Source organism: Streptomyces collinus, from assembly GCF_031348265.1.
Classification (GTDB): Bacteria; Actinomycetota; Actinomycetes; order Streptomycetales; family Streptomycetaceae; genus Streptomyces; species Streptomyces collinus.
In genome coordinates this window covers 8,750,605-8,772,090 of sequence record NZ_CP133771.1, presented here as the reverse complement: position 1 = coordinate 8,772,090, position 21,486 = coordinate 8,750,605, and the positions used below count along the sequence as shown (strand labels likewise).

Below are 21,486 nucleotides of genomic sequence, written 5' to 3'. Positions count from 1 at the left end.
CGGCATGACAACGAACCGGATGTGGCCGGTACGGCGCCGGCCCGTCAGCTCGACGCTTTCCGGAGGCCGTCGAGGATGAGGTCCAGCCCGAACTCGAACTCGTCGCCGAACGCGTACCCCGGCCGCATGACGTGCCTGGTCGCCATCTCGGTCAGATGAGGGTACTCACCATCGCCGAAACCGCTCATGATGGAATCCGCCAGTTCGGCGGTCTCCTGAGGAGAATCGAAGGGCAAGGCCTTCTCCTGGAGGGCGAACCCATAGATGTAGCTGTCGAGAACCGACACGGCGTGGGCAGTCAGCGCGAGGGAAAACCCGCCCTCACGCAGGCAGCCGAGAACGGCATCATGGTGACGCAGGGTGGCTGGGCCAGGAGTGGATCGTGACTCCATCAGACCGATGGCCCAGCGGTGGCGGGACAGTACGAGACGCATGGAGATGGCTCGCTGCCGCATGGCCTGTCGCCATCCGTGACCCGGCGTGGGCAGCTCGACCTCGCCGAACACCAGGTCGACCATGCCGTCGATCAGGTCCTCCTTGTTGGCCACGTGGTTGTACAAGGACATCGCCTCGACTCCGACGGCCTCGCCGAGCTTGCGCATGCTGAGTGTCTCCAGGCCGCCGGCGTCGGCCAGTTCGACTGCGGCATGCAGCACCCGCTGCCGGGTGAGCGTCTCGCGGCTCGCCTGCCGGACGGTACGTCGGGTCACGGTGGACATCACTTCCTCTCGGGCTCCCAGCATTGACGAGCTTACGCCGTAAGTGCTGTACTTACGGCGTAAGTATGCGGTCGGCACGAATGGGAGCAGGGATCATGCGGAACATGAGTGAGCGGATCGCAACCGCCGGCGAGACCACCACGATGACGGCAGTCGTACAGCAGCGTTACGGCGCCGAACCGGAAGCCGTGCTGCGCACGGGTCGGCTCGCTCGGCCCGCCATCGAGCCGACCGAGGTGCTGGTCCGCGTGCGCGCCTCCAGTGTGGACCGGGGCACCTGGCACATGATGGCCGGCCTGCCCTACGCGGTCCGGCCTGTGAGCGGCCTGCGCAGGCCGAAGCTCCCCAATCCCGGCCGCAACATCGCCGGCGTCGTCGAAGCGGTCGGCCCCGAAGTGACCGACTTCGCGCCCGGCGATCACGTCTACGGCACCGCAGTGGCCGCATTCGCCGAGTACGCCGCCACCCGTCCTGACAGAATCGCCGCCAAGCCGCCAGGACTCACCTTCGAGGAGGCGGCGACGGTGCCCGTCAGCGCGCTCACCGCACTCCAGGCGGTTCGCGACAGGGCCAAGATCCAAGAAGGCCAGCAGGTCCTGATCACGGGAGCCGCCGGCGGTGTAGGCACCTTCGCGGTCCAACTCGCCCACGCCTTCGGCGCCCGGGTCACCGCCGTCGCCAGCACCCCCAAACTCGACGCCGTACGAGCCCTGGGCGCCGACCATGTGATCGACTACACGCGCGAGGACTTCCTCGCCGCCCCGCGACGTTACGACGCCATCATCGACATAGCGGGCCAGCGTGGTCTGCGGGATCTGCGCCGGGCCCTCACGCCCCGCGGCAGGCTGGTCATCACCGGTGGTGAAACGGACGGCCGCTGGCTCGGGGGCACCGACCGGCAGCTGCGCGCACACATGCTCTCCCCGTTCACCGGACAGCACCTGGGCACCTTCATCTCCTCCGAGCACGCGGACGGGCTGCGCGACCTGACCGTTCTCATCGACGCGGGCACGCTCACGCCTGTCGTGGACCGTGTCTTCCCGCTCGCCGAGACCGCCGCGGCCATCCGACACCTTCTCGACGGCCGCGCCACCGGCAAGGTGGCGCTCGCCCTGCCCACGGAGTGACGCCGCAGGCCAGGCCACCTTCTGGCAACAGGCCACCCACCAACAGCCCATAAGCATCGCCGCATCCAGCACATGGCCCACCCCCCCCACCCGACAGACACAGGCACGCCAGCAGCCCATGCACGCACCTCGGGCTCACGCTCTGCAAACGGTCGGTCGTGGTGAGGTGCAGAAGTGAGCGTTCGAGGATCAGTCCTGGGCCGGCATGACCCGGGTCACCTTGCCCTTGAGGTCGGCGTCCAGATAGCCGGTGACGTGCTCGTCGGCGAGATAGACGGCCAGTCCCAGCGGGGTGCCGAAGGTGTCGTCCGCCGGACGGACCAGGACGTAGCGCATGGTCGGCCGCTGCACGTTCAGGTCCTTCTCCGCCCGCTTCAGCAAGGGGGGAAGGACGTCCCAGTCGAAGTCGTCCAGGCTGAACGGGCGTTCGCCACCGATGAGTGCGCTGCTGATGATGCCCTTCCTGACGCCTTCGCCCGGGCGGTAGGTGTAGCTGTCGTACTTGGTGTCGCTGCCCTTGACCATGATTTCCGCGGACACGTAACCGGGGTAGACGGTGAGGTCGCACGCCCGGTCCGTGCCGGTCGCGGCTTTGATCTCCTTCACCGCCGTCCGGATGCCGTCCGGGGTCAGCAGGTCCGTCTTGGCGTCGGCCTGGGGCACCGATGCCGTCCGGGACGCTCTCGGCGGTGCGGAGGCAGGGTCCTTCGCGGCGGTCGAGGCCGAGGCGGTCGGATCGGCTGCTTTGGCATCGTCGTTCTGCCCGCCGTCGGGCAGCAGGGTCCACGTCAGGACTCCTGCCAGCACGGTCGCGACGACGGAGGAAGCGATCGTGATGCGGCTCTTCGTCCGGTTTCCCGATCGTGGCCGCGTCGGCCGGGTGGGGCCCATCGGGTAGGGGGTCGGGGCGGGGGTCGACGGCCCGGTGGGGCCCATCGGGTAGGGGGTCGACGGCCCCGTGGGGCCGGGCACGGCGTCGTGCGGTCCCGTGGGGCCGAAGCCGGTCGGCGGGCCGAAGCCCACGGGCGGTCCGAACCCGGCCGGCACCGAGGGTGTGGGGGTCGGCACCGGCGGAGGGGCAAGCCGGTACGAGGTGGTCGCGCCCGCCCCGTCGAGAGCGCCGGGAGCCGCGCCGCGGCCCTCGGCCGCTTCGGCGAGCATCCGGTCGGCGGTCTCCGCGTCCGCTCTGCGCACCGGATCCTTGACGAGCACGGCGTTCAGGAAGCCGGTCAGCGCTCCGGCCCGCAGGGGCGGCGGAAGCTCCTCGCTCAGCAGAGCCGCGAGCGTCGCGAGGGTGGTTCCCCTGCGCAGCGGGTGGTGTCCTTCGACTGCGACGTACAGCATCATCGCCAGCGACCACAGGTCGGAGCCGGGGCCGCCCTCGCCGCCGGTGATGCGCTCGGGCGCCATGTAGTCGGGTGTGCCGATGATGGATCCGGTCACGGTCAGGGAGGTCGACTCCCTGATGGCCGCGATGCCGAAGTCGGTGAGGACGGGGCGGCCGTCGGGCCGCATCAGCACGTTGGCGGGCTTCACGTCCCGGTGCTGGATGCCGACGTCGTGCGCGGCGCGCAGCGCGGCCAGCACCTCGCGTCCGAGCCGGGCGGCCTCTACAGGTTCGAGCGGCCCCTTGTCGAGCCGGTCCTGGAGCGATCCGCCGGTCACCAGCTCCATGACGAGCCAGGGGTAGGCGTAGGCGTCGGTGTCGACCACGTGGTGGATGGTGACCACGTTGTGGTGGTTGACGCGGGCGAGCGCCCGTGCCTCGCGCAGCACCCGGGCCCGGAGCGTGGCCGCGGCGGGCGGATCGTATTCGGCGAGTCCAGGATCGGTGGGCCGTACGTCCTTGAGCGCCACGTCTCGGTCGAGGACGAGATCGCGCGCCCGCCACACCATGCCCATGCCGCCGCCACCGAGCCGCCCTTGCAGTTCGAAGCGCCCGTCTATGACCCGTCTGCCGGATTCCCCGTCGTTCATGGCCGGGAGCCTACGGGATGCGTGGGGCGCGGCCCCGCGGAGGTGAGGGGCACAGCCCCGGCGGAGGGATGTTCGTCGGCGGGGCGGTCTCGTCCAGGGTGTGGCTGCGCGGAGCGGATGACCGGCACTCCCCCGTGCGCCCCGACGGGCAACTGCGCGGAACGGAAGGGGTGCTCGGGCCGACGCGTGCCTGCTGCCGTCGTCGCCCGGTGTCCCTCAGATCAGCAACATGGCGCTGGCGCACGCCGTGGCCGAGCAGGCCGTCCGCCACGACGGGGGATGACAGGGCGCCTGCCGCCCGTCACGAACGGGCGACCGCAGTCGCGTGGTCGTGGCCGCCGAGTGCCGTCCTGCCGTCCGGCGATCAGGAGGTCGACGACCACCTCGCCGCGTTCCCTGCGGATCCCCCGTGCGGTGTATGCGCTTCCTCCGCCTACCGGTTGACGGACCGCATCCCTGCCTCGTCGTACCGCTCACCGGCCGCCTCGGGCAGCTCCGCGTCGATGCGGGCCAGGTCGTCCTTCGTCAGGTCGATGTCCACGGCGGCGGCGTTCTGCTCCAGGTAGGTGCGGCGCTTGGTGCCCGGGATCGGCACCAGGTCCTCGCCCTGGGCCAGCACCCACGCGATGGCCAGCTGAGCCGGCGTCACATCCTTCTCGGCGGCGATCTCCTTCACCTTCGCCGCCAGCCGCTGGTTCGCTTCCAGATTGGCGTCCTGGAAGCGCGGGTTCTGGCGGCGCCAGTCGTCGGCGTCCAGGTCGTCCGGCGAGGTGAACCGCCCGGCGAGGAAGCCGCGGCCGAGGGGCGAGTACGGCACGAAGCCGATGCCCAGCTCCCTGCAGGCCGGCAGCACCTCGGCCTCCACATCCCGCGACCACAGCGAGTACTCGCTCTGCACCGCGGTGACCGGGTGCACGGCATGCGCACGCCGGATGGTCTGGGCGCTCGCCTCGCTCAGCCCGATGTAGCGCAGCTTGCCCTCGGCGACCAGTTCGCCCAGCGCGCCGACCGTCTCCTCGATGGGCACGTTGGGGTCGACCCGGTGCTGGTAGTACAGGTCGATGTGGTCGGTTCCCAGACGCTTCAGCGAGCCGTGGACGGAGCTTCGAACGTGTTCGGCCGAACCGTCCTGCGGGCCGACCGTGCTGATGTCGCCCGGTACGGCGTCGTCCATCCGGTAGTTGAACTTCGTCGCGATCACATACTCGTCGCGGCGCCCCCGGATCGCCTCGCCGACGAGGGACTCGTTGGTGAGCGGGCCGTACATCTGCGCGGTGTCGAGGAAGTTCACCCCGAGGTCGAGGGCGTGCCGGATCGTCGCGACGCCCTCCTCCTCGTCGGCGGTTCCGTAGAAGGCCGACATGCCCATGCACCCCAGGCCGATGGCCGATACCTGCAATTCCCGCAGACTACGCTTCTGCATGTCGTGTCCCAGCCTTCCCTGCACTCTTGATCGTCCTTCGGGCGACACGAAGCCTCCCGTCCATCCGGGCACAGATGCCGTCACCCGGCATCCCAGCAGGAGTGGGCGCTGAGACGGCCTCGTGTGCCGTTGCGTCATCGACGCTATGACTTCGAGCGCACTCCATGGCAAGTGGGATGTGAGGAAGGCCTGGAATCTGGAAGGGACCACACCCGTGTGACGCTCCAGAGGCAGGAGGAGACGAGCCTGGAGCCGTTCGTCCTCGCGTGCGGGATGCGGCGCCCGGGGACGACGCCGGTAGTGCCAGCGCAGCGGCCCGTGCGCGGGACGACGCCGCCGGCGACCGCCAGCCACGTCCGGGTCCGGCCTCCGGCTGTCAGATCGTGGCGCACGCCTATCGCGTGGAGGGCCGCCGCTGGGGACAGAGGGCCCGGTGGCCTGCATCTCCTGGGCGGTGTCAGGGCGAAACAGGGTGGAGAACCACGACCACAGAGGAGAGAGCGTGACCGACAGGAGCGTGGGCCGGGGCGCAGTGCTGCCGGGACGCGTGATGGCGACTGCACAGGCCGGTGATCACCGATGACGCGATGGACGCCCCGGCCTGACGGCGGCCGGCCTTCGGGCAGGCCCTGCTCCCACATCTGGACGGCGGATCCACCTCCGCTGAGTGAGACGTGCGCGTCCTGCGCGGCGCGCGGACGCGCACCGGCCGACCTGCTGCTGTGCCTGACCTGCGGCCACGTGGGCTGCAGCGACAGCTCTCCCGGCGCTCATGCCACGGCTCACTTCGACTCCAGCGCACATCCGGTGGCACGCACCCTGGCACGCGACGGGGAATGGGCCTGGTGCTACGAGGACGAGGTGTATCTGGACCTGCTGGAAGAGCCCGTGCCGCGTTCCGCGCCGCGGCCGCCCGAGTCGGTCTGGGACTACCCGCGGCCGCCCGCCATGCGGGAGGACGACCGTGACGTGCGGGTGGAGTGCGCCGGCCAGGTGGTGGCCGAGACCCGCAGGGCCGTCCGGGTACTGGAGACCAGCCATCCCCCCGTGTTCTACATCCCTCCGCAGGACGTCCGTACGGAGCTCCTGTTCCCGGCGGTCGCGGGACGGACCTGGTGTGAATGGAAGGGGTCGGCCCGGTACTGGGACGTCATCGTGGGAGACGACGTACGTGCTCGTGCCGCTTGGAGCTATCCCCGTCCCGAGCCCGGCTACGCACCCCTCGCCGACTTCATCGCCTTCTACCCGAGCCGCATGGACCGCTGCACGGTCGACGGAGACGAGGTCAGGGCGCAGGAGGGCGACTTCTACGGCGGCTGGATCACCGCGGAGGTGCGGGGGCCGTTCAAGGGCGCCCCGGGCACCCGACTGTGGTGAGGCGGCGACGGGCAGCCGGCGCTTCAGCGCTGGAAGACCGCCGTCGCCACCGGCACGGCCAGCAGCAGACTGAGTCCGATCAGGGGGAGGCGGTCCAGCCACAGGACGGCGGCGAATTCGCGCAGGGTCGCCGCCAGCCAGTAGGCGGGGGAGGTCGGTGCGCCCACGACGTGCACGTGCACTCCGACGCGGCGGGCCAGCAGCGTCGTGCGGTAAACGTGGAAGCCGCTGGTGACCACCGTGGCGCGGTAGCCGGGAGTGGTGCCGTCCACGAGCGCCGCACTGAAGCGCAGGTTCTGGCCGGTGTTGACGGAGCGTTCTTCCCGCACGATCCGGTCGGCGGGCACTCCGCGTCCGCGCAGATAGTCGGCCATCGCGTCCGCCTCGGAGCGGACCTCGTCGTCGCCCTGGCCGCCCGAGACGACGAAGACCACACCAGGCGTGTCCGGTGCGCGGGCGGCGTCGATCGCCAGAGCGCGCTCCAGCCTGCGGGTCAGCAGCGGGCCGGGCCGGTCGCCGTCGAGCCCGGCACCCAGGACGACGGCATGGGTGGTTTCCGGCAGGGGGGCGCTACGGCCCCGGACGAACACATAGCCGGCGAAGACGAGGAAGAGCAGACTGAGGTATCCCGCAGCCGCGTTCACCACGACCACGAGGACACCGAACGCCTCGCCGCCGACCGCGTGGAAGACCGCGTCGAGGCCGGGGACCGCCAGCACCGCGCAGCCGGCGGCCCCGGTCGCCAGCAGAGCTGCCTGCGGTCCGTAGCGCCGGACCAGGAGGACACCGTCGGCCAGCAGGAGCAGGCCCAGCGCGAGCGCCAGGAGCAGGGCTGTGACGGCGAGGACGGTGGCTAGGGTCGGGTGGGATGCCGCGCTGCGACTGGCCACACCGAGTCCGGCAGAGGTCACCGCGAGGCAGAACAGGACGGCGGTGGAGAACCGGTGCGGTGCCAGCACGGCGTTGACGACGCCGCCCGCGGCGAACACGACCGCGGCGAGGTACTCCGGGTACTCCGGCATGTGCCGCACCGCTCCGCTCTTCCGTCCGCCGGGCCACTGCCCGTACCCGCCCGCCCTTCGCCACCCACGGGTTCGCGGACCCGGGACGGAAGGCTGCCGGCCATCCTCCCAGACCTGCTGCGGGGCGCCGAACGCGGGCAGGCAGCGGTGGGTTCAGCACCACCGGCATGTCATGCCGGAGTGCTCCGCCGGCGGAGGCGAGGCCCTCACCTCCGGCACCACCTCCACCAGGCGGGCGACGAGGCTCTGCCACGGCGTCTCGGTCTGGTGTTCCATCTCCTTGGCCCCCTTTGATCCCAGGGCCGGAGGCGGGTCGGTGCGGGCGCCGGCCGCATGCTGGTGCGCGCGGACAATCGTGGAGTCGACCGAGATGGCCCCTACGTCGAGGAGCTCTGGCGCACAGCCCTGAGGGTTGGGCATCGGTCGCTCCCGACTGGCGGCTGACCCTCGCGCCCCGGCCCGGGGGCGAGCTGGTGCCGCTCGTCGAGGCTGCGGTGAACTTCGCCTTCACCTCCATCGAGCTGAACCACCCTGACCGGGTCCCCGCCACCGTCGCGCTGATGGAAGAGGACGGCCACAGCCTGCGCCTGACCGACATGTTCGCCCGCTGATCAGGTATGGCATCACGAGACATCAACGAGCACGCGGCCCCGCCGGCTCCGGGCGCGTACGAGCACGTCGTCAGGAACTCTGCGGGGAGCAGGGGAGCGACCAGGTCGCGGACGCGATCGGCTAGTGCCGCATCAGGCAACGCTCGCCCTGGGCGGTCTGCTCGTCTGCGTCGATGACTCCATGGACGCAGAAGTCACTCCCATTCTTCGCGTCGAGGACGCTGCGGCAGCGGTCGCCTGGTAGGGGCGGCTGGGCTTCGCCAGGCAGTGGGAACATCGCTTCGAACCGGGACTTCCCGCGTTCGTCGAGGTCGCCCGGGGGGGGTGCGGTTGTTCTTGTCGGAGCACAAGGGTGGCGCCCGCCCTCACCCGATGGTCTACCTCCGCGTTCGTGATGTCGAGGCCATCGTCTCCGAGTTCGGTGTGCAGGCGAAGGATGCTCCGTTGGCGCGTGAGATTTCGGCCAATTGCTCTGACCCACCGGCGAACGCCTCGCGGGGTACGGCGGCGGCCGTCCGCACCCCGCGAGGCGTTCGTCCGAGGCCGTGCCGAAGCCTCAGGGCATCATTTCGTACGCCCCCGACAGCGCCTCGACGCGCTGCCAGACGCGCTCCGAACGCGCCTCGTCGACCGCCGGGCGCCGGACGGCGCCGAGTGCCCAGAGCTGCTGCTCCTCGGTTGCGGAGTCCTTGCCGTGCAGCTCGACGGAGTGCGCGGAGAAGTCCCGGACGAGGACGGCGAACAGTTCGTCGAGGACGTTCTCGTCAACGCTCGTCAGGGCCGCCTGCTCCAGGACCAGCTGGCCGTGGACGACGAGTGCGAAGAGCTGCCCGACGGCGAGGAGGAGGTCGAGGTCCCGGCTCTGCTCCTCGTCGGGAGCGGCCGTGCGGACGAACTCGCACAGCGCGTCGGCCTGTTCACGGAATCGGGCGACGTTGGGCAGGTGGGCGTAGGTGTCGAAGGCCGGCCGCCAGTCGTGGAAGCGTACCGAGCCGAGGCCGCGGGCCGGGCCCTGGCGGAAGAGGAAGTCGTCGTCGGCAGCGTCGAGACGGGTCGGGACGGGCTCGTAGTCGACCGGGTCGAGGAGGTGGTTGCGCATGAACTTGAGGATCAGCGCCAGGTTGACGTGGACGGTGCCCTCCAGCTTCGGCAGGCCGCGGATCTCGACGGCGGCCTGGGCGAAGTAGTTGTCCTTCTCGAAGCCCTTGGCGGCGATGACGTCCCACATCAGGTCGATGACCTTCTCGCCCTCGGTGGTCACCTTCATCTTCGTCATCGGGTTGAAGAGGAGGTAGCGACGGTCGTCGGGGCCCGCGGTGCGGAAGTAGTCGACGGCGCGGTCGCTGAACAACTTCATGCCGACGAGCCGTACGTATGCGTCGGTCAACTCGCGCCGTACGTGCGGGAAGGCGGTGACCGGGCGGCCGTACAGGATGCGGTTCTGCGCGTGGGTGACGGCCTCGTACATCGCGTGCTCGCAGATGCCGATCGAGGCGGTGCACAGATTGAACTTACCGACATTGACCGTGTTGAGGGCGGCGTCGAAGGCGGCGCGGCCGGTGTGCAGGACGTCTTCGGGAGCTACGGGGTAGTCCTCGAGGCGGAATTCACTGACGTACTTCGAGGAGTCGACGACGTTCTTGACCAAGTGGTATGCCGGGTGGCGGCTGTCGGCGGCGAAGAACACGTAGCCGTCGGGGCCCTCGACGTCGGTGCGGCGGCCGAAGACGGAGACGAGCCCGGCGGCGTTGCCGTTGCCGATGTAGTACTTGGAGCCGGTTGCCCGGAAGCCGCCTGTGCCCTCGGGCTCCAGGAGCATGTCGGTGGAGTAGATGTCGGCGCCGTGGGCCTTCTCGGACAGACCGAAGGCGAACACCTCGCCCTGGGAGAGCAGTTCGGCGGCGCGGGAGCGGGCGGCGGGGTTGTCGCTCTGCCAGACGGGGCCGAGGCCGAGAATGGTGACCTGCCAGGCGTACCAGTAGTCGAGGCCGTAGAAGCCGAGGATCTCGTTGAGGGCGGCGATGCGGGCGGTGTCCCAGCGCCTGTCGCCCTCACCCTCTCCGGCGGCGGAGGCGGGGGTGAGGAAGGTCGCGAAGAGCCCTTCCTTGGCTGCGAAGGCGAGGAAGTCACCGAGCCAGGCGCGGGTCCGGTAGTCCTCGATCAGCCGGCGCTTGCCCCGCTCTTCGAACCAGTCGACGGTGGCGCGCAGCAGCCTGCGGGTCTCCGGGTCGAAGTGCGCGGGGTCGTACGTGCGCGGGTTGAAGAGCAACGCGTCGGTCACGGGTGCCGCCTTTCGGCTGGGATGAATGAGGGTGGGTCCGGGCACGGTCACGGTCCCGGTGAGGGCCCGCTCGGCAGGTCAGTGTTCGGCGTCGAAGCGGGCGAGTGTGGCGAGGACGTCGTCGAGCCAGGCGATCATCATGCGTTCGTACGCGATGCCGCCGCGCAGCACGACGTGCTGGAGTTCCCGCTCGGCGTCGAGCGGACCGTCCGCCGGAGGCTCCCCGAAGTCACGGGCCTCGCCAGCGAGGTAGTGAGCGAGGCGGCCGGTGTGCGCCTGCCGGTGCCGCTCGACCTCACTGATCAGGGCTGTCGGATCGTCGAAGGCGGCGCCCCGGATCTTGACCGCCAGGTCGTGCCGCACGCTCTCCGGCTCGGTCGGTTCGCTCAACCACACGGCAAGCGCTTCTCGGCCGGGCTGGGTGACGGAGTACTCCTTCTTGTCCGGACGCCCGTACTGCGGGACGTCCCGGACGTCGACCCAGCCGTCGCTCTCCATCCGCTTGAGCACGCGGTAGATCTGCTGGTGGGTGGCGGTCCAGAAGTACCCGATGGATCGCTCGAACCGCCGGGCCAGCTCATAGCCGGAGCCCGGCTTTTCCAGCAGGGAAACGAGGATCGCGTGCTCGAGCGCCATGTAGCGATCTTTCTATGCACCTCGTTGCATATCAACGCTTCCGCCGTGAGACACGGCTCACCCGGGGCGGGTCGCGCAGATCATTGCCGACGGAAGCGTGCCGGGGGCGGGGATCACCGGCCGGGCCTACTGGCGGCCGACTTGCGACGGGTGACGGCAGCCTCTCTGAAGTGCTGCGCTTGCGTGATCATGCCGATCTCCCAGCGATGGGCCGCGATGAACGGCAGTACGGCGCCCTCGCCGAAGGTCCCATGGACGGCTGGAAGGGCCGGCCGCAGGCGGCCGAGCCCTCCGCGGAGGAGTTCGATCTGCTGTGGACGGAAGCACGGCGGACTCTGGGCCGTTCAGCCTGATCTGACGGGTTGGGTTCCTGCAATAGGAACTTGATCAACCCAGGGGGCCGTCACTGCGAGGCGGCCGGCGCCTTCGTGACCGCCTGGTGAATTGCCGATCTCGGGCACGAACAGCTTTTGCAGGAGCCAGGGTGGCGCGCATCACACCGGGTAAGTGGCGGGGGACTCGATGTCCGAATTGCTTAGAGTGCCGCTGGAAAGCGGCGGTTCTGTGCTGGTAGAAGTCGACAACGGACCGCAGGCGGTGGTCAGGGTTGCCAGGCCCGGCGGGGTGGTGGCTGAAGCAACCGAGACCCTGGAGCGCGGTCTGGGAACAGCGGCGAGCGCGAGTACCAGGCGCGCCGGGAGGACGGCAAGGTGAGCTTCTCACCTCCGCTGCCCGAGAACCCGAACTATCCGGGCAAGTGATCTCAACCACCCTGTTCTGTGGGGCCGGTCACCACCCGCCGCACGCCCGGCACCTTCGTACGGCCGCCGGGACCACAGCTGTCAGCCCGGGCGCTGTTCGCCCGGGCCGGTTCAGCCGATCACGGACCGGGCGAAGGCGACGGTGCCGGCGAAGGAGCCACCGGCAGCCAGCACCGCGACAGCCCATGCGTTTCCTGCCATCACGGTCAGCACGCCGACGGCAACCGCGATCTGCGTGGCCAGCATCAAGATGACCGCGGCCCGTACGGTCATCAGCGGCTCCTGCGACCGGTCGGACGGCGTACTCACGGAAGCTCCCGGCGGTTGATCTCGTGCCTGCGCCACTCCTTGGCGACGCGCTTCAGCTTGCGCCGGTTGTGTTCTCCCTGCGCTTCGTCCTGCTGGACCAAGGCGGGCGCCATGGTCCACGGCATCGGATGCTTCTCCGCCCTGACCCGGAGCACGGCCTGTTCCTGCTCGTTGAACCGGCCGACCACGTACTGCACGGACTCGGTCTCAAACTGCTGAGCCCAGGGAACAAGGCGCGGGATCACGAGGTCCTCCGGCCCGGGCACGGTGACCCGCTGCTCCCAACCGTCCGGGATGCAGCCGATCGAGAAACCTTGGATCTGGTGATCGCGCTCGAAGTCACGCCTTCGACGCATACCTGGAGGGCGACGCAGAGTCGATGAAGGACTTCCTGCGTCGCTGCCTGAGCCTGTGGCCGGTGCTGGAGGACCACTGTCAGGCCTTGGCTGTTGCGAGCGGGCTTCGGCAGGGACGGACGGCCTCAGCCGCTTCGCCCGGTCGGCGACGGACCGGACTCGGGCGAAGAGAGCCGCAACATGGCCGCCAATGACGTCAGCCAGCGGCGGACGCGTGGGGAGGATCTCCTGCGTCATCTGCAGCAGTCCCACCGGGACCGTGAAGCCGTCAGGTGCCGGCATCTCGGTCATCTTCGCCAGTGGCGCCCGAGCCCCGGCCATCTTCGCCGGGCCGGGCAGCGGCGGAATCAGAGCCGGGAGGCCTTCGAGTACCTGAGCCAGGCCGACGTGCGATCGACCGACGAGTTCACCGACACCTCCCAGCGGATGGAAGGCGTCAGCCATCGACGACAGCCGGACGGCTGATCCCGGTACCCTCACCATGCTGTTGATCTGCGGTTCGACCCCGGGCAGCATCGCCCTGGCCGGGTTGAGTCCGAGACAGGCCAGAGGCTCGAGCAAGTCGCTGATGCCGGACACGAAGGAAGCCGTGTCCACGACGTCCGCCACACTGCCGGAGTTCAGGACGCCGTCATCAAGCGGCGGGACGACACATGGGTCCAAGTCGAGCGTGTCCATCGGCGCCGCGAGTCCGCCGTAGCCCGATTGGTCGAGGGCCCCGGCTTGGGGGGCGTCCAGTGAAGGGGCGAGCAGTGCTTCGAACGGCTCTGCGGCAGGGTGCTGAGAAACGTCCTCGGGTGCCGAGTCCAGCGTTGAATCCGAAGGCATCTCGGGCCTCCTTTGTTGCTCGAGTGAGTCTGTTCACCTACCTGCGACGGGAGAGAGCTGATTCGACACTCATTCTCTCGACAATCCTCTGTGATTCACGTCACATCGCACTGTCTGGCGTGTTCCCCCCTCATCAACCGCCGCTCCCCCACCCACTCGAAGGGGACGGCCGTTCACCGTCCTGACACCGCATCACTCGACGTGGCAGGGTCGGCTGTGATCACGAACAGTCGAATTGACGGGGCTCCGTGGATGCGGAGACGTGGGACGTACTGGTCAGCGTGATGAAGAACGTGTGCATCGCAGGACTGGGAGAGGGGCCGTGCCCCCGCCCGGCCATCATGCCGCTGGCGCGAGGCGAGCTGGTCGGGAATGATCCTGCCGCGGCGGAGCCGCTTGCGGATCTGGTCGGACCGTTCCGGGATGGTGTGCCGAATGTTCCGCTGCCGCAGCCAGGTGCGCATGGCCTTGGAGCCGTAGCCCTTGTCGCCGATGACGTGGCAACTACCCCCGCCTCAGCGACAGCGGCTGGACGCGGGGGACGACGATTCCGGGCGTGGTCTCCTGCTCGTTCGCGCACTCGTCGACGACAGGGGCGTACAACGAAAAGGGTGCCGCACCACGAGAATACCGAGGGGCGGATTGGCGTAGACGATCTGTCGGTCACATCCCCTGCGTGACTAAATCCCGTCAGCGTGCGGCACTTCGGCCGACGCACAGCAGGTCGTCCCCAATGGATCGATCAAGCAGGGGGAGCAGGTGAGCCCGTCCCGCAGGTATCCGGGCGGCCCGTAATGCGTGATCGATATCGGCGTCGACCCTCGGCAAACGGGCAGTTCCAGCATGACCGGTTGACGTCTTATTGGGCCTCGCTCACTTCTGCTTCAGTGGGTCGCGTTGTTTGCCTCACCCACTGAGGAGGGCCGTATGGCCGAAGTCAGGAAGGTCGCCCGACCCGCGGTCACCGCGTCGACCCGTCCGTGCGCGTTCGTATCGCCGGACAGGGGCAACGCCCCGACCATCACGCCCCCGCGTCAGCGGACGGAGACCACCTCGGCCTCCGCTGACCAGCGAAAAGAGTGTGAGCCGGCCTAACGGCTGATTCACCCGGGGCCCCGCTCGCCGGCTGGGCCCCGGCACCGCGCGCCGGGACCTGCCCTGTTCCGCGCCGCGCACCTGTGACCGCGGCACCGCCGTCCCGGCCCTCGTGTACGCCTTTCCGTCGCGCCGGAATTCGTGACCCGCAGGGAGAAGGCTTCAGCCATGCAGAATTCGATGTACCAGTCCTCGCGCTACATCCGCACCCTGCGCGGCGCGGACGATCGGGATTTCAGCTCATTCGGCGGCCGACTCGACGCATTCACGGGCGGCGAGCGAAACATGGCCTTTCATTCACTCTTCGGAAATGCGCGGCTGATCGACCGGGACATCGTGGAACTCCTCCGGGAGGCCGCCGGGGGCATCAGCTGGCAGCGGCTACGCGAACGGGTGGACGAGGAGTCTCTGCGTGATCTGGTGGAAGCCCGCTTCCTGGTCGAGGTGGGGCAGGACGAGGCCAAGGAGATCGACACCCTGCTCGAGAGCAGGCGTGAAGTGCTCAGCAGCGGCGTCTTCCACTCCTCCATCCAGCTCGTGCTCACCAACGCCTGCAACTTCTCCTGTCAGGGCTGCTTCGCGTACAACTTCGACGGTGGTGTGGAGGAGCGCAACACCTCCGGAGAGTCGGTGAAACCCGGTCCGGTCCTGGTCGAGCTGCGCCGCTCCCGCGACGACGCCCCAGGCCGTCCGGACTCCGGCCCCACGCTCGCCCGCGGCGACTGGAACCACGGCTCGGACGAGGCCCGCAATCCGTCGATGCACATGTCGCGCGAGGTGGCCGAGAAGACCGTCAGGGAGGCCATCGAGCTACGCAAGGCCAACGGGGGCGGCCATCTTTCGGTGTCGTTCTTCGGCGGCGAGCCGACCCTGGCCCGCAACACCATCCTGCACGTGCTGCGCACGTTCGGCGACTGCCACGACGGGGTCTCCCTCTCCTACGACCTGACCAGCAACGGCTCCCGCATCGACGCCGAACTGCTGGCGGCGCTCGCCGAGCACCGCGTCGACACCACCGTCTCCATCGACTACCTGGTCCCGGAGACCGGCGAGTTCCGCGGCGGGCAGCAGCAGCGCACTCCCTGGGCGGTGGTCCGCAAGGCGATCCTCGACATGAAGGCCGCGGGCGTGCCCGTCAGTATCACCTCGGTGCTCTCCCAGTACACCTGGGACAAGTGGGGCACCCCGCTCATCGACTTCGTCGCCGAGGCCGGCCTGGACAGCCTGGACGTCATCGTGTCCTTCCAGGCGAAGGAATTCTTCCAGAAGCACAGCCCGCACGACGTGGCACAGCGGCTGCTGGCCGCAGTGGACTACGGGCGCGAGCGCGGCGTGCAGCTCAGCGGCTACTGGTACCAGACCTTCCAGATGATCATCGACGAGGCCAAGTGGGCCGAGCAGGCCGACTACAAGACCTGCCCGGCGGTCGGCCGTCAGCTCTCCATCGAGCCCAACGGCAGTGTGTTCGCCTGCAAGGCCACCGCCCGCAAGCTCGGCACCATCGACGACTGGCGCGGCATTTTCGCCTCGCCCGCCTACCAGGACTACGGCATGCGGGCCTACACCAACGGCCCCGGCTGCCAGGGCTGTGAGCTGCAGGGCACCTGCTCGGGCGGATCCGCCGGCGCTCTGGAGGAGGAGAACGGCTCGATCCAGGTGATGTCGCCCGGCTACTGCGCCTATATGCGCGAGGTGGTGCAGGGACTGCTGGAGCGCCATCACGCGCAGAGCCTGGCCAGTTTGTCCTGACCCCGGCCCCCACGTACTCCCCGACGGGTCGTCCGCACGGTGCGGCGGCCCGCCGGTCCACGACCCGGCCCCGTGACCCCGTTCCGGGCCGAGGAAGGGTGACTGGTTCCATGGCAACGATCGGACTGCACTTCGGCCATGACGCCGGGGCCGCACTCACCGACGCGGACGGCTACCGGGTCATCGAGGCGGAGCGACGGCTGGGCCTGCGCCACGTGTGCGGCGGCAACGGCGACTTCCCTCCCGCCGCCGCCGAGTGGCTGGCGGAGCTGCGGGAGCGGGCGGTGAGCCCGGTGACCCGGATCGCCGTGGCGGACTGGTACACACCGCGATGCCAGGTGGTGCCGCCCGCGCTGGTCGAGCTGGTCAACGAGGACGCCCGCTGGTCGGCGCCCGGCGTCACCGGCCTGGCCGAGGCGGTGACCCGTGTGATCAAGCCCGTCGACTGGCCACTGGCCCACGGTCTCGGCGACATCACCCTCATGGCCGTACGCCATCACTACGCGCACGCTGCGCTTGCCTATCACACCTCCGGCGCCCGGAGGGCCCTGGTGCTGGCGCTGGACGGGACGGGCAACTACGCCGAATGCGGCATGGTCTGTCTCGGCGACGGCGACCGGCTCACCCCGGTGATGTCCCTCACCAACCGCGGCGGCCCGCGCTTCGGCCTGGTCTACGAGGCGCTGTCCCGGCGGGTCCACGGCAGCCAGTTCGACACCGGCAAACTGCTCGGGCTGACGGCCACCGGGGAGCCGGACGAGGCCCTGCTGCCGGTGCTGCGCGCCATGCTGGTCCCGCAGTCCACCCGGCGTGCCGCGCCGGATCTGTACGAGGTGCTGGACGAGAAGAAGCTGACCGGGACCGCGCTGCGCTACGCCGACACCTGGTGGGAGTACGACTCGGTCAGCGGCGGCTACCTGGACGCGGGCCTCGCCGACTCCTCGGACGACGACGTCGTGCACTCCTTCGGCTCGGTGTTCCCTGACGAGATCCGGAGCGCGGACGGTGGTACCACGCTGGTGGGAACCTCTCCCGAGGACCGGGTCTGCCGGGACCTCGCGGCAACCCTGCAGCACGCCGTGGAGGACGACCTGCTCCAGCTGGTCACCGGCATCAGCCGCCGGTTCCCCGGTTACGCCACCCTGTGCTACGCGGGTGGCTGCGCCCTCAACATCACCGCCAACACACGCCTGGCCGAGTCCGGCCGGTTCTCCCGGGTCCACGTCCCGACGTGCTGCGACGACTCGGGAATCGCGCTCGGCGCGGCGCTCGCCGTCGCCGATCCGGCCGACCGCCCCACGCTGCTGGGCGGTTCACGCTGGGCGCCGCTGGCCTATGCCGGACCTCCACTGACGGGCCTGGAGGCCCTGGAGGGCGACGGCACGGAGCCGGCCGCCCGCCCCGCGGCGGCACCGGCCGAACCGGCGCTGTCCGTGCGGCGCGCAGTGGACGACGAGGAGTTCATCGAGCGTGTCGCCGAACTGCTCGCCGAGCGGCGGTGCGTGGCCTGGCTGGAGGGTGGCCTGGAGACCGGGCCGCGAGCCCTCGGTCACCGTTCTCTGCTCGTCTCGGCCCACTGGAGCGGCGCCCGCCGGTACGTTTCCGAGACGATCAAGCAACGTGAGTGGTTCCGGCCGGTCGCGCCGATCTGCCCGCAGGAGGTGGCCGACCAGTTCTTCACGGGGCCCCTGGACCACGCCGAGACCATGTTGTTCGCGGTGCGGGTACGACCCGACCGGGCCCGGCAGCTGGCCGAGGCCCGGCACATCGACGGCACCGCCCGGCTGCAGACCGTGACGCCCGGCGTTCAGCCCCTGCTGTACCGGCTGTGCCACGCGGTGGGCGCACGCACGGGCCTACCGGTGCTGATCAACACCAGCGCCAACGCGGGCGGACGCCCGCTCCTCAACCGCCTCGACGAAGCCTTGGAGCTGCTCACCGGCACCGAGCTGGACGCCGTGGCACTGCCGGAGCACCACCTGATCGTCGAGTGAGGCCCACCCCGTCCGGCAACCCGCGACCCCTGACCTGGAGAGTACCCGTGGCCGTCGTTCCCCTGCGTGACATCGTCAAGACCCAGCCGCTGCGCGTCCTGTCCCCCTCTGACTGGCAGCAGTGGGTCACCCAGGGCTATGTGATCGTGCGTCAGGCGGTGGAGCCGCAGACCGTGGCCACCCTGACCGAGGGCCTGTACTCCTTCCTGGACATGCGTCCCGACGACCCCTCGACGTGGACCTCGCCGCACACGGGCAACGACCGGCTCCCGGGGCACAGCGGTCTGGTCGAGATGTACAACCACCAGGCGCAGTGGGACGTGCGGCAAAGCCCCCGGGTCTACGGCGCCTTCGCCGACATCTGGGACCGCACCGACCTGTGGGTCACCATCGACTTCACCAACGTCAACCCGCCCAACCGGGGGCCACGCGCCTTCGACGGGTTCGTCCACTGGGACGTGGACACCTCCACCGATCCGCTGCCGGTGAGCTGTCAGGCGGTGCTCTCGCTCACCGACGGCGACGAGGAGATCGGCGGGTTCCAGTGCGTGCCGGAGATCTTCACCGAGTGGGAGAAGTGGGTGAGTGAACAGCCCGCCGACCGCGACCCGTTCACGCCCGACATCACCGGCTACTCGATCACCATGCCCCGGGTCCATCCCGGTGACCTGATCATTTTCAACAGCCTGCTGCCGCACGGCGTGCATCCCAATGTCTCCGAGGGCCGGGTGCGCATGGCCCAGTACCTGACCATGGCACCCGCCTGGGAGGAGCACGCCGAACTGCGCGAGGCCCGGGTGCGGTTCTGGCGGGACCGGGTCCCCCCGCATCCCCCCGAGGGCGGGGTGCGCAAGGACGAGGCCGAGCTGTGGGGACCGGCGCGGCTGAGCGATCTCGGCGAACGACTGCTGGGCCTGCGGACGTGGTCCGACGACGGTGTGCCGCAGGACAACGCGTCCCGGGGAGGCGTTGTTGACTGACACCGCACGGCCCGCGACCGGACCGGACCGGCGGGCGGATCTCGGCCGCCCGTTCCGGTGGCTGTGGGCCTCGGCCGCCGCTTCCAACGCCGGCGACGGCATCACCCGTACCCTGCTGCCGCTGCTCGTGGTGGCACACCATCCCCACCCCGCGGCGGTCGCCGGGCTGACCACCGTCAACATGCTGCCCTGGCTGCTCTTCGCGCTGCCCGCGGGCGTCCTGGTGGACCGCTTGGACCGGCGCCGGATCGTACTCGCCAGCAACGCGGTGCGCGCCGCGGCCCTGCTCGCCGCGGCCGTGGCCCTCGCCGACCACCGCCCGCTGGCCGTGTTGTACGTGCTGGCGTTCGTGCTCGGTATCGCCGAGACCCTCGCCGACACGGCGGCGCCCGCGATGCTGCCACGGCTGGTCGACGAGCGGCAGCTGGAGCGTGCCAACGGGCGGCTGTCGGCGGCACAGATCGTGCTGAACGAGATGGTCGGGCCGCCCGTCGCGGGCCTCCTCGTGGCGGTGACCGCCGTCGCGGCGGTGGCGACCGGCGGCACGATGTACGCGCTGGCCGCGCTGCTCATGCTCGGCCTCGCCCCGCTCCCCCGCACCGCCCGCCCGGACGTCCCGCCGGGCACGCGCGGCGGAGTGCTGCGCGACATCCGGGAGGGCCTCAGGTTCGTCCTGGGCCATCGCACGCTCAGGCTGACTCTCGCCGCGAGCACCTTGTACGGGCTGGTGTTCTCGGCGACGTTCTCGATGCTGGTCCTGCTCAGCGCACACGCTCTCGGACTGGACGGCACCGGGTACGGACTGCTGCTCGCCGCCGGTTCGGTGGGCGCCGTCGCGGGCAGCTGGCTGGCGCCCCGGGCCGTCGGCCGGCTGACCGCGCTGCGACTGGCCCGGTGGTCCCTGGCAGCGTCGGGCGCCGCGTACGTAGCGCTGGGTCTCCTGCGGCAACCGGCGCTCGCCGCCCTCGCACTGGCCGCCAACGGCGTCTTCATGATGGGCTGGAACATCCCCGTGATGTCGCTGCGCCAGCGGCTCACGCCGGAGCCGCTGCAGGGCCGGGTGATGAGCGTGTCCCGGCTGTGCTCCTGGGGCTCCATGCCGGTCGGCGCCACGCTCGGCGGTCTGCTCGCCGAAGCCCTCTCCGTGCCCGCCGTCTTCGTGGTGTGCGGTGCCGTCCTGGTGGCGGGCGCGCTGCTGCTGCTCGCGCCGCTGCGCGAGGACACCGCGGCGGCCGGCCCGTCCCCGCACAGCGACCTACTCGACAAGGGGTGACCGTTGGACACACAGCTCTACGACACGGTGATCGTCGGAGGCGGCCCGGCCGGCCTCAACGGCGCGCTGTACCTGGGCCGCTCACGCCGAAGGGTGCTGCTGATCGACTCGGGTGACGCCCGCAACATGGCGGCCGGGGTCATGCACAACGTGCTGACCAATGACGGGGCGACGATCGCGGACTTCCGCGCCCGTTCCCGCGCCGAGCTCGCTGCGTACGACGTGACCTTCCGCGACGACGAGGTGACGTCGGCGGGATGCGACGGCGGCCGGGTGGTCGTCACCACCAAGGAGTCCGGCACCTTTCACGCCCGCACCCTGCTGTACGCGGCCGGCGTGCGCTCGGTGCTTCCTGCGGTCCCGGGCCTCGCGGACCTGTGGGGCAGGGCGGTGTTCGAGTGCCCGTACTGCCACGCCTGGGAGATGCGTGCGCGCAGCTTCGCCGTGTACGGCGGCAACGTGCCCAGCGAGTGCCTGGCCGCGACTCTGACGGTGTGGTCCGAGGACATCACCTACCTCTCCGACCGGCGCGTCCTCCCGCGGGACGAACGAGACCGGCTCGTCGCGGCCGGCGTGCCCGTGGTGGCCGACGGGATCAGCGCGTTCAAGCCGCACTCCGAGGGGGTCGAGGTCATCTTCGAGGACGGCCGGTCCGCCGCCTTCGGCGCCCTCTTCCTGCATCTGGACATCGAGCCCCGGGTGGACCCGCTGCGTCCCTGGCTGCAGGCCCCGGACCTGGAGTCGGTACAGACCGACGAGCGCGGCCGCACCAGCCTGCCCCGGCTGTACGTGGCGGGTGACCTCGGCAGGAACATGCAGCAGGCCGCGATGGCAGCCGCCAGCGGCGGGCTGGCCGGCATGGCCATCAACGCCGACCTGATCCGGGAGGACCGTCCCGGCTCCCTGCCCGAGCCGCCGCCCCCGCGGCCCGCCCGCTGAGCGCACGCTGAGCGCACGCCGACCGTCCC

18 protein-coding genes and 2 pseudogenes are annotated in these 21,486 nt (G+C 70.1%); 11 read left to right on the top strand and 9 right to left on the bottom strand.

The window, feature by feature from the left end:
- Positions 1 to 44: 44 nt before the first annotated feature.
- Positions 45 to 719 (bottom strand): TetR/AcrR family transcriptional regulator, encoded by a 675-nt coding sequence (locus tag RFN52_RS39585; protein WP_184853703.1) that lies wholly within the window; start codon positions 717 to 719, stop codon positions 45 to 47.
- A gap of 104 nt (positions 720 to 823) precedes the next feature.
- On the opposite strand from RFN52_RS39585, the gene RFN52_RS39580 reads away from it, so the two are divergent.
- On the top strand, positions 824 to 1,846 hold the full coding sequence (locus RFN52_RS39580; protein WP_311241188.1) for an NAD(P)-dependent alcohol dehydrogenase: 1,023 nt from the start codon (positions 824 to 826) through the stop codon (positions 1,844 to 1,846).
- Positions 1,847 to 2,035: 189 nt separating this feature from the next.
- On the opposite strand, the gene RFN52_RS39575 is transcribed toward RFN52_RS39580, so the two are convergent.
- Together RFN52_RS39575 and RFN52_RS39570 are read right to left on the bottom strand one after the other, a co-directional pair.
- A complete protein-coding gene (locus RFN52_RS39575; protein WP_184853702.1) occupies positions 2,036 to 3,823 on the bottom strand; it encodes a serine/threonine-protein kinase in 1,788 nt (595 codons plus the stop codon).
- A gap of 433 nt (positions 3,824 to 4,256) precedes the next feature.
- Positions 4,257 to 5,246 (bottom strand): aldo/keto reductase, encoded by a 990-nt coding sequence (locus RFN52_RS39570; protein ID WP_184853701.1) that lies wholly within the window; start codon positions 5,244 to 5,246, stop codon positions 4,257 to 4,259.
- 579 nt (positions 5,247 to 5,825) lie between these two features.
- On the opposite strand from RFN52_RS39570, the pseudogene RFN52_RS39565 reads away from it, so the two are divergent.
- A pseudogene (locus RFN52_RS39565) lies at positions 5,826 to 6,110 on the top strand (UBP-type zinc finger domain-containing protein); the annotation flags it as partial.
- An 84-nt stretch (positions 6,111 to 6,194) separates the two neighbouring features.
- A complete protein-coding gene (locus tag RFN52_RS39560) occupies positions 6,195 to 6,623 on the top strand; it encodes a DUF427 domain-containing protein (protein ID WP_229856972.1) in 429 nt (142 codons plus the stop codon).
- 23 nt (positions 6,624 to 6,646) lie between these two features.
- On the opposite strand, the gene RFN52_RS39555 is transcribed toward RFN52_RS39560, so the two are convergent.
- Together RFN52_RS39555 and RFN52_RS39550 are read right to left on the bottom strand one after the other, a co-directional pair.
- A complete protein-coding gene (locus RFN52_RS39555) occupies positions 6,647 to 7,645 on the bottom strand; it encodes a YdcF family protein (RefSeq protein WP_184853699.1) in 999 nt (332 codons plus the stop codon).
- Positions 7,646 to 7,798: 153 nt separating this feature from the next.
- Positions 7,799 to 8,065 (bottom strand): hypothetical protein, encoded by a 267-nt coding sequence (locus RFN52_RS39550; RefSeq protein WP_184853698.1) that lies wholly within the window; start codon positions 8,063 to 8,065, stop codon positions 7,799 to 7,801.
- A 53-nt stretch (positions 8,066 to 8,118) separates the two neighbouring features.
- On the opposite strand from RFN52_RS39550, the gene RFN52_RS39545 reads away from it, so the two are divergent.
- Both RFN52_RS39545 and RFN52_RS39540 read left to right on the top strand, forming a co-directional pair.
- Positions 8,119 to 8,256, top strand: a complete 138-nt coding sequence (locus tag RFN52_RS39545; RefSeq protein WP_184853697.1) for a hypothetical protein — start codon at positions 8,119 to 8,121, stop codon at positions 8,254 to 8,256.
- Positions 8,257 to 8,437: 181 nt separating this feature from the next.
- Positions 8,438 to 8,754: pseudogene (locus tag RFN52_RS39540) on the top strand (glyoxalase superfamily protein); the annotation flags it as partial.
- A gap of 58 nt (positions 8,755 to 8,812) precedes the next feature.
- On the opposite strand, the gene RFN52_RS39535 reads toward RFN52_RS39540, so the two are convergent.
- Both RFN52_RS39535 and RFN52_RS39530 read right to left on the bottom strand, forming a co-directional pair.
- Positions 8,813 to 10,537, bottom strand: a complete 1,725-nt coding sequence (locus RFN52_RS39535) for an acyl-CoA dehydrogenase family protein (protein ID WP_184853696.1) — start codon at positions 10,535 to 10,537, stop codon at positions 8,813 to 8,815.
- Positions 10,538 to 10,615: 78 nt separating this feature from the next.
- A complete protein-coding gene (locus RFN52_RS39530) occupies positions 10,616 to 11,173 on the bottom strand; it encodes a PadR family transcriptional regulator (protein ID WP_184853695.1) in 558 nt (185 codons plus the stop codon).
- 206 nt (positions 11,174 to 11,379) lie between these two features.
- On the opposite strand from RFN52_RS39530, the gene RFN52_RS39525 reads away from it, so the two are divergent.
- Positions 11,380 to 11,526: a hypothetical protein gene (locus RFN52_RS39525; RefSeq protein ID WP_184853694.1), complete on the top strand. Its 147-nt coding sequence runs from the start codon at positions 11,380 to 11,382 to the stop codon at positions 11,524 to 11,526.
- Between the two features lie 519 nt (positions 11,527 to 12,045).
- Here RFN52_RS39525 and RFN52_RS39520 read toward each other — a convergent pair.
- Together RFN52_RS39520 and RFN52_RS39515 are read right to left on the bottom strand one after the other, a co-directional pair.
- Positions 12,046 to 12,243 carry a hypothetical protein gene (locus RFN52_RS39520; protein ID WP_184853693.1) on the bottom strand — a complete coding sequence of 66 codons (198 nt, stop codon included), beginning with the start codon at positions 12,241 to 12,243 and terminating at the stop codon, positions 12,046 to 12,048.
- On the bottom strand, positions 12,240 to 13,427 hold the full coding sequence (locus RFN52_RS39515; RefSeq protein ID WP_184853692.1) for a hypothetical protein: 1,188 nt from the start codon (positions 13,425 to 13,427) through the stop codon (positions 12,240 to 12,242). The genes RFN52_RS39520 and RFN52_RS39515 overlap by 4 nt, the downstream gene beginning before the upstream one ends.
- Before the next feature lie 1,263 nt (positions 13,428 to 14,690).
- On the opposite strand from RFN52_RS39515, the gene RFN52_RS39505 reads away from it, so the two are divergent.
- From RFN52_RS39505 to RFN52_RS39485, 5 genes are all read left to right on the top strand, one after another.
- Positions 14,691 to 16,271: a radical SAM/SPASM domain-containing protein gene (locus RFN52_RS39505; protein WP_184853691.1), complete on the top strand. Its 1,581-nt coding sequence runs from the start codon at positions 14,691 to 14,693 to the stop codon at positions 16,269 to 16,271.
- Positions 16,272 to 16,381: 110 nt separating this feature from the next.
- Positions 16,382 to 18,265: a carbamoyltransferase C-terminal domain-containing protein gene (locus RFN52_RS39500; protein WP_184853690.1), complete on the top strand. Its 1,884-nt coding sequence runs from the start codon at positions 16,382 to 16,384 to the stop codon at positions 18,263 to 18,265.
- Positions 18,266 to 18,312: 47 nt separating this feature from the next.
- Entirely contained in the window at positions 18,313 to 19,245 is a 933-nt protein-coding gene (locus RFN52_RS39495) for a phytanoyl-CoA dioxygenase family protein (protein WP_184853689.1), read from the top strand.
- Positions 19,238 to 20,518 (top strand): MFS transporter, encoded by a 1,281-nt coding sequence (locus RFN52_RS39490; RefSeq protein ID WP_311241187.1) that lies wholly within the window; start codon positions 19,238 to 19,240, stop codon positions 20,516 to 20,518. The genes RFN52_RS39495 and RFN52_RS39490 overlap by 8 nt, the downstream gene beginning before the upstream one ends.
- 3 nt (positions 20,519 to 20,521) lie before the next feature.
- Positions 20,522 to 21,457 carry an NAD(P)/FAD-dependent oxidoreductase gene (locus tag RFN52_RS39485; protein ID WP_184853688.1) on the top strand — a complete coding sequence of 312 codons (936 nt, stop codon included), beginning with the start codon at positions 20,522 to 20,524 and terminating at the stop codon, positions 21,455 to 21,457.
- Positions 21,458 to 21,486 lie beyond the last annotated feature (29 nt).

Coding starts and splice junctions, on each gene's coding strand:
- RFN52_RS39585 (WP_184853703.1), bottom strand. CDS start 719: ATGTCCACCGTGACCCGACGTACCGTCCGGCAGGCGAGCCGCGAGACG.
- RFN52_RS39580 (WP_311241188.1), top strand. CDS start 824: ATGAGTGAGCGGATCGCAACCGCCGGCGAGACCACCACGATGACGGCA.
- RFN52_RS39575 (WP_184853702.1), bottom strand. CDS start 3,823: ATGAACGACGGGGAATCCGGCAGACGGGTCATAGACGGGCGCTTCGAA.
- RFN52_RS39570 (WP_184853701.1), bottom strand. CDS start 5,246: ATGCAGAAGCGTAGTCTGCGGGAATTGCAGGTATCGGCCATCGGCCTG.
- RFN52_RS39560 (WP_229856972.1), top strand. CDS start 6,195: ATGCGGGAGGACGACCGTGACGTGCGGGTGGAGTGCGCCGGCCAGGTG.
- RFN52_RS39555 (WP_184853699.1), bottom strand. CDS start 7,645: ATGCCGGAGTACCCGGAGTACCTCGCCGCGGTCGTGTTCGCCGCGGGC.
- RFN52_RS39550 (WP_184853698.1), bottom strand. CDS start 8,065: ATGCCCAACCCTCAGGGCTGTGCGCCAGAGCTCCTCGACGTAGGGGCC.
- RFN52_RS39530 (WP_184853695.1), bottom strand. CDS start 11,173: ATGGCGCTCGAGCACGCGATCCTCGTTTCCCTGCTGGAAAAGCCGGGC.
- RFN52_RS39525 (WP_184853694.1), top strand. CDS start 11,380: ATGGGCCGCGATGAACGGCAGTACGGCGCCCTCGCCGAAGGTCCCATG.
- RFN52_RS39515 (WP_184853692.1), bottom strand. CDS start 13,427: ATGCCTTCGGATTCAACGCTGGACTCGGCACCCGAGGACGTTTCTCAG.
- RFN52_RS39505 (WP_184853691.1), top strand. CDS start 14,691: ATGCAGAATTCGATGTACCAGTCCTCGCGCTACATCCGCACCCTGCGC.
- RFN52_RS39500 (WP_184853690.1), top strand. CDS start 16,382: ATGGCAACGATCGGACTGCACTTCGGCCATGACGCCGGGGCCGCACTC.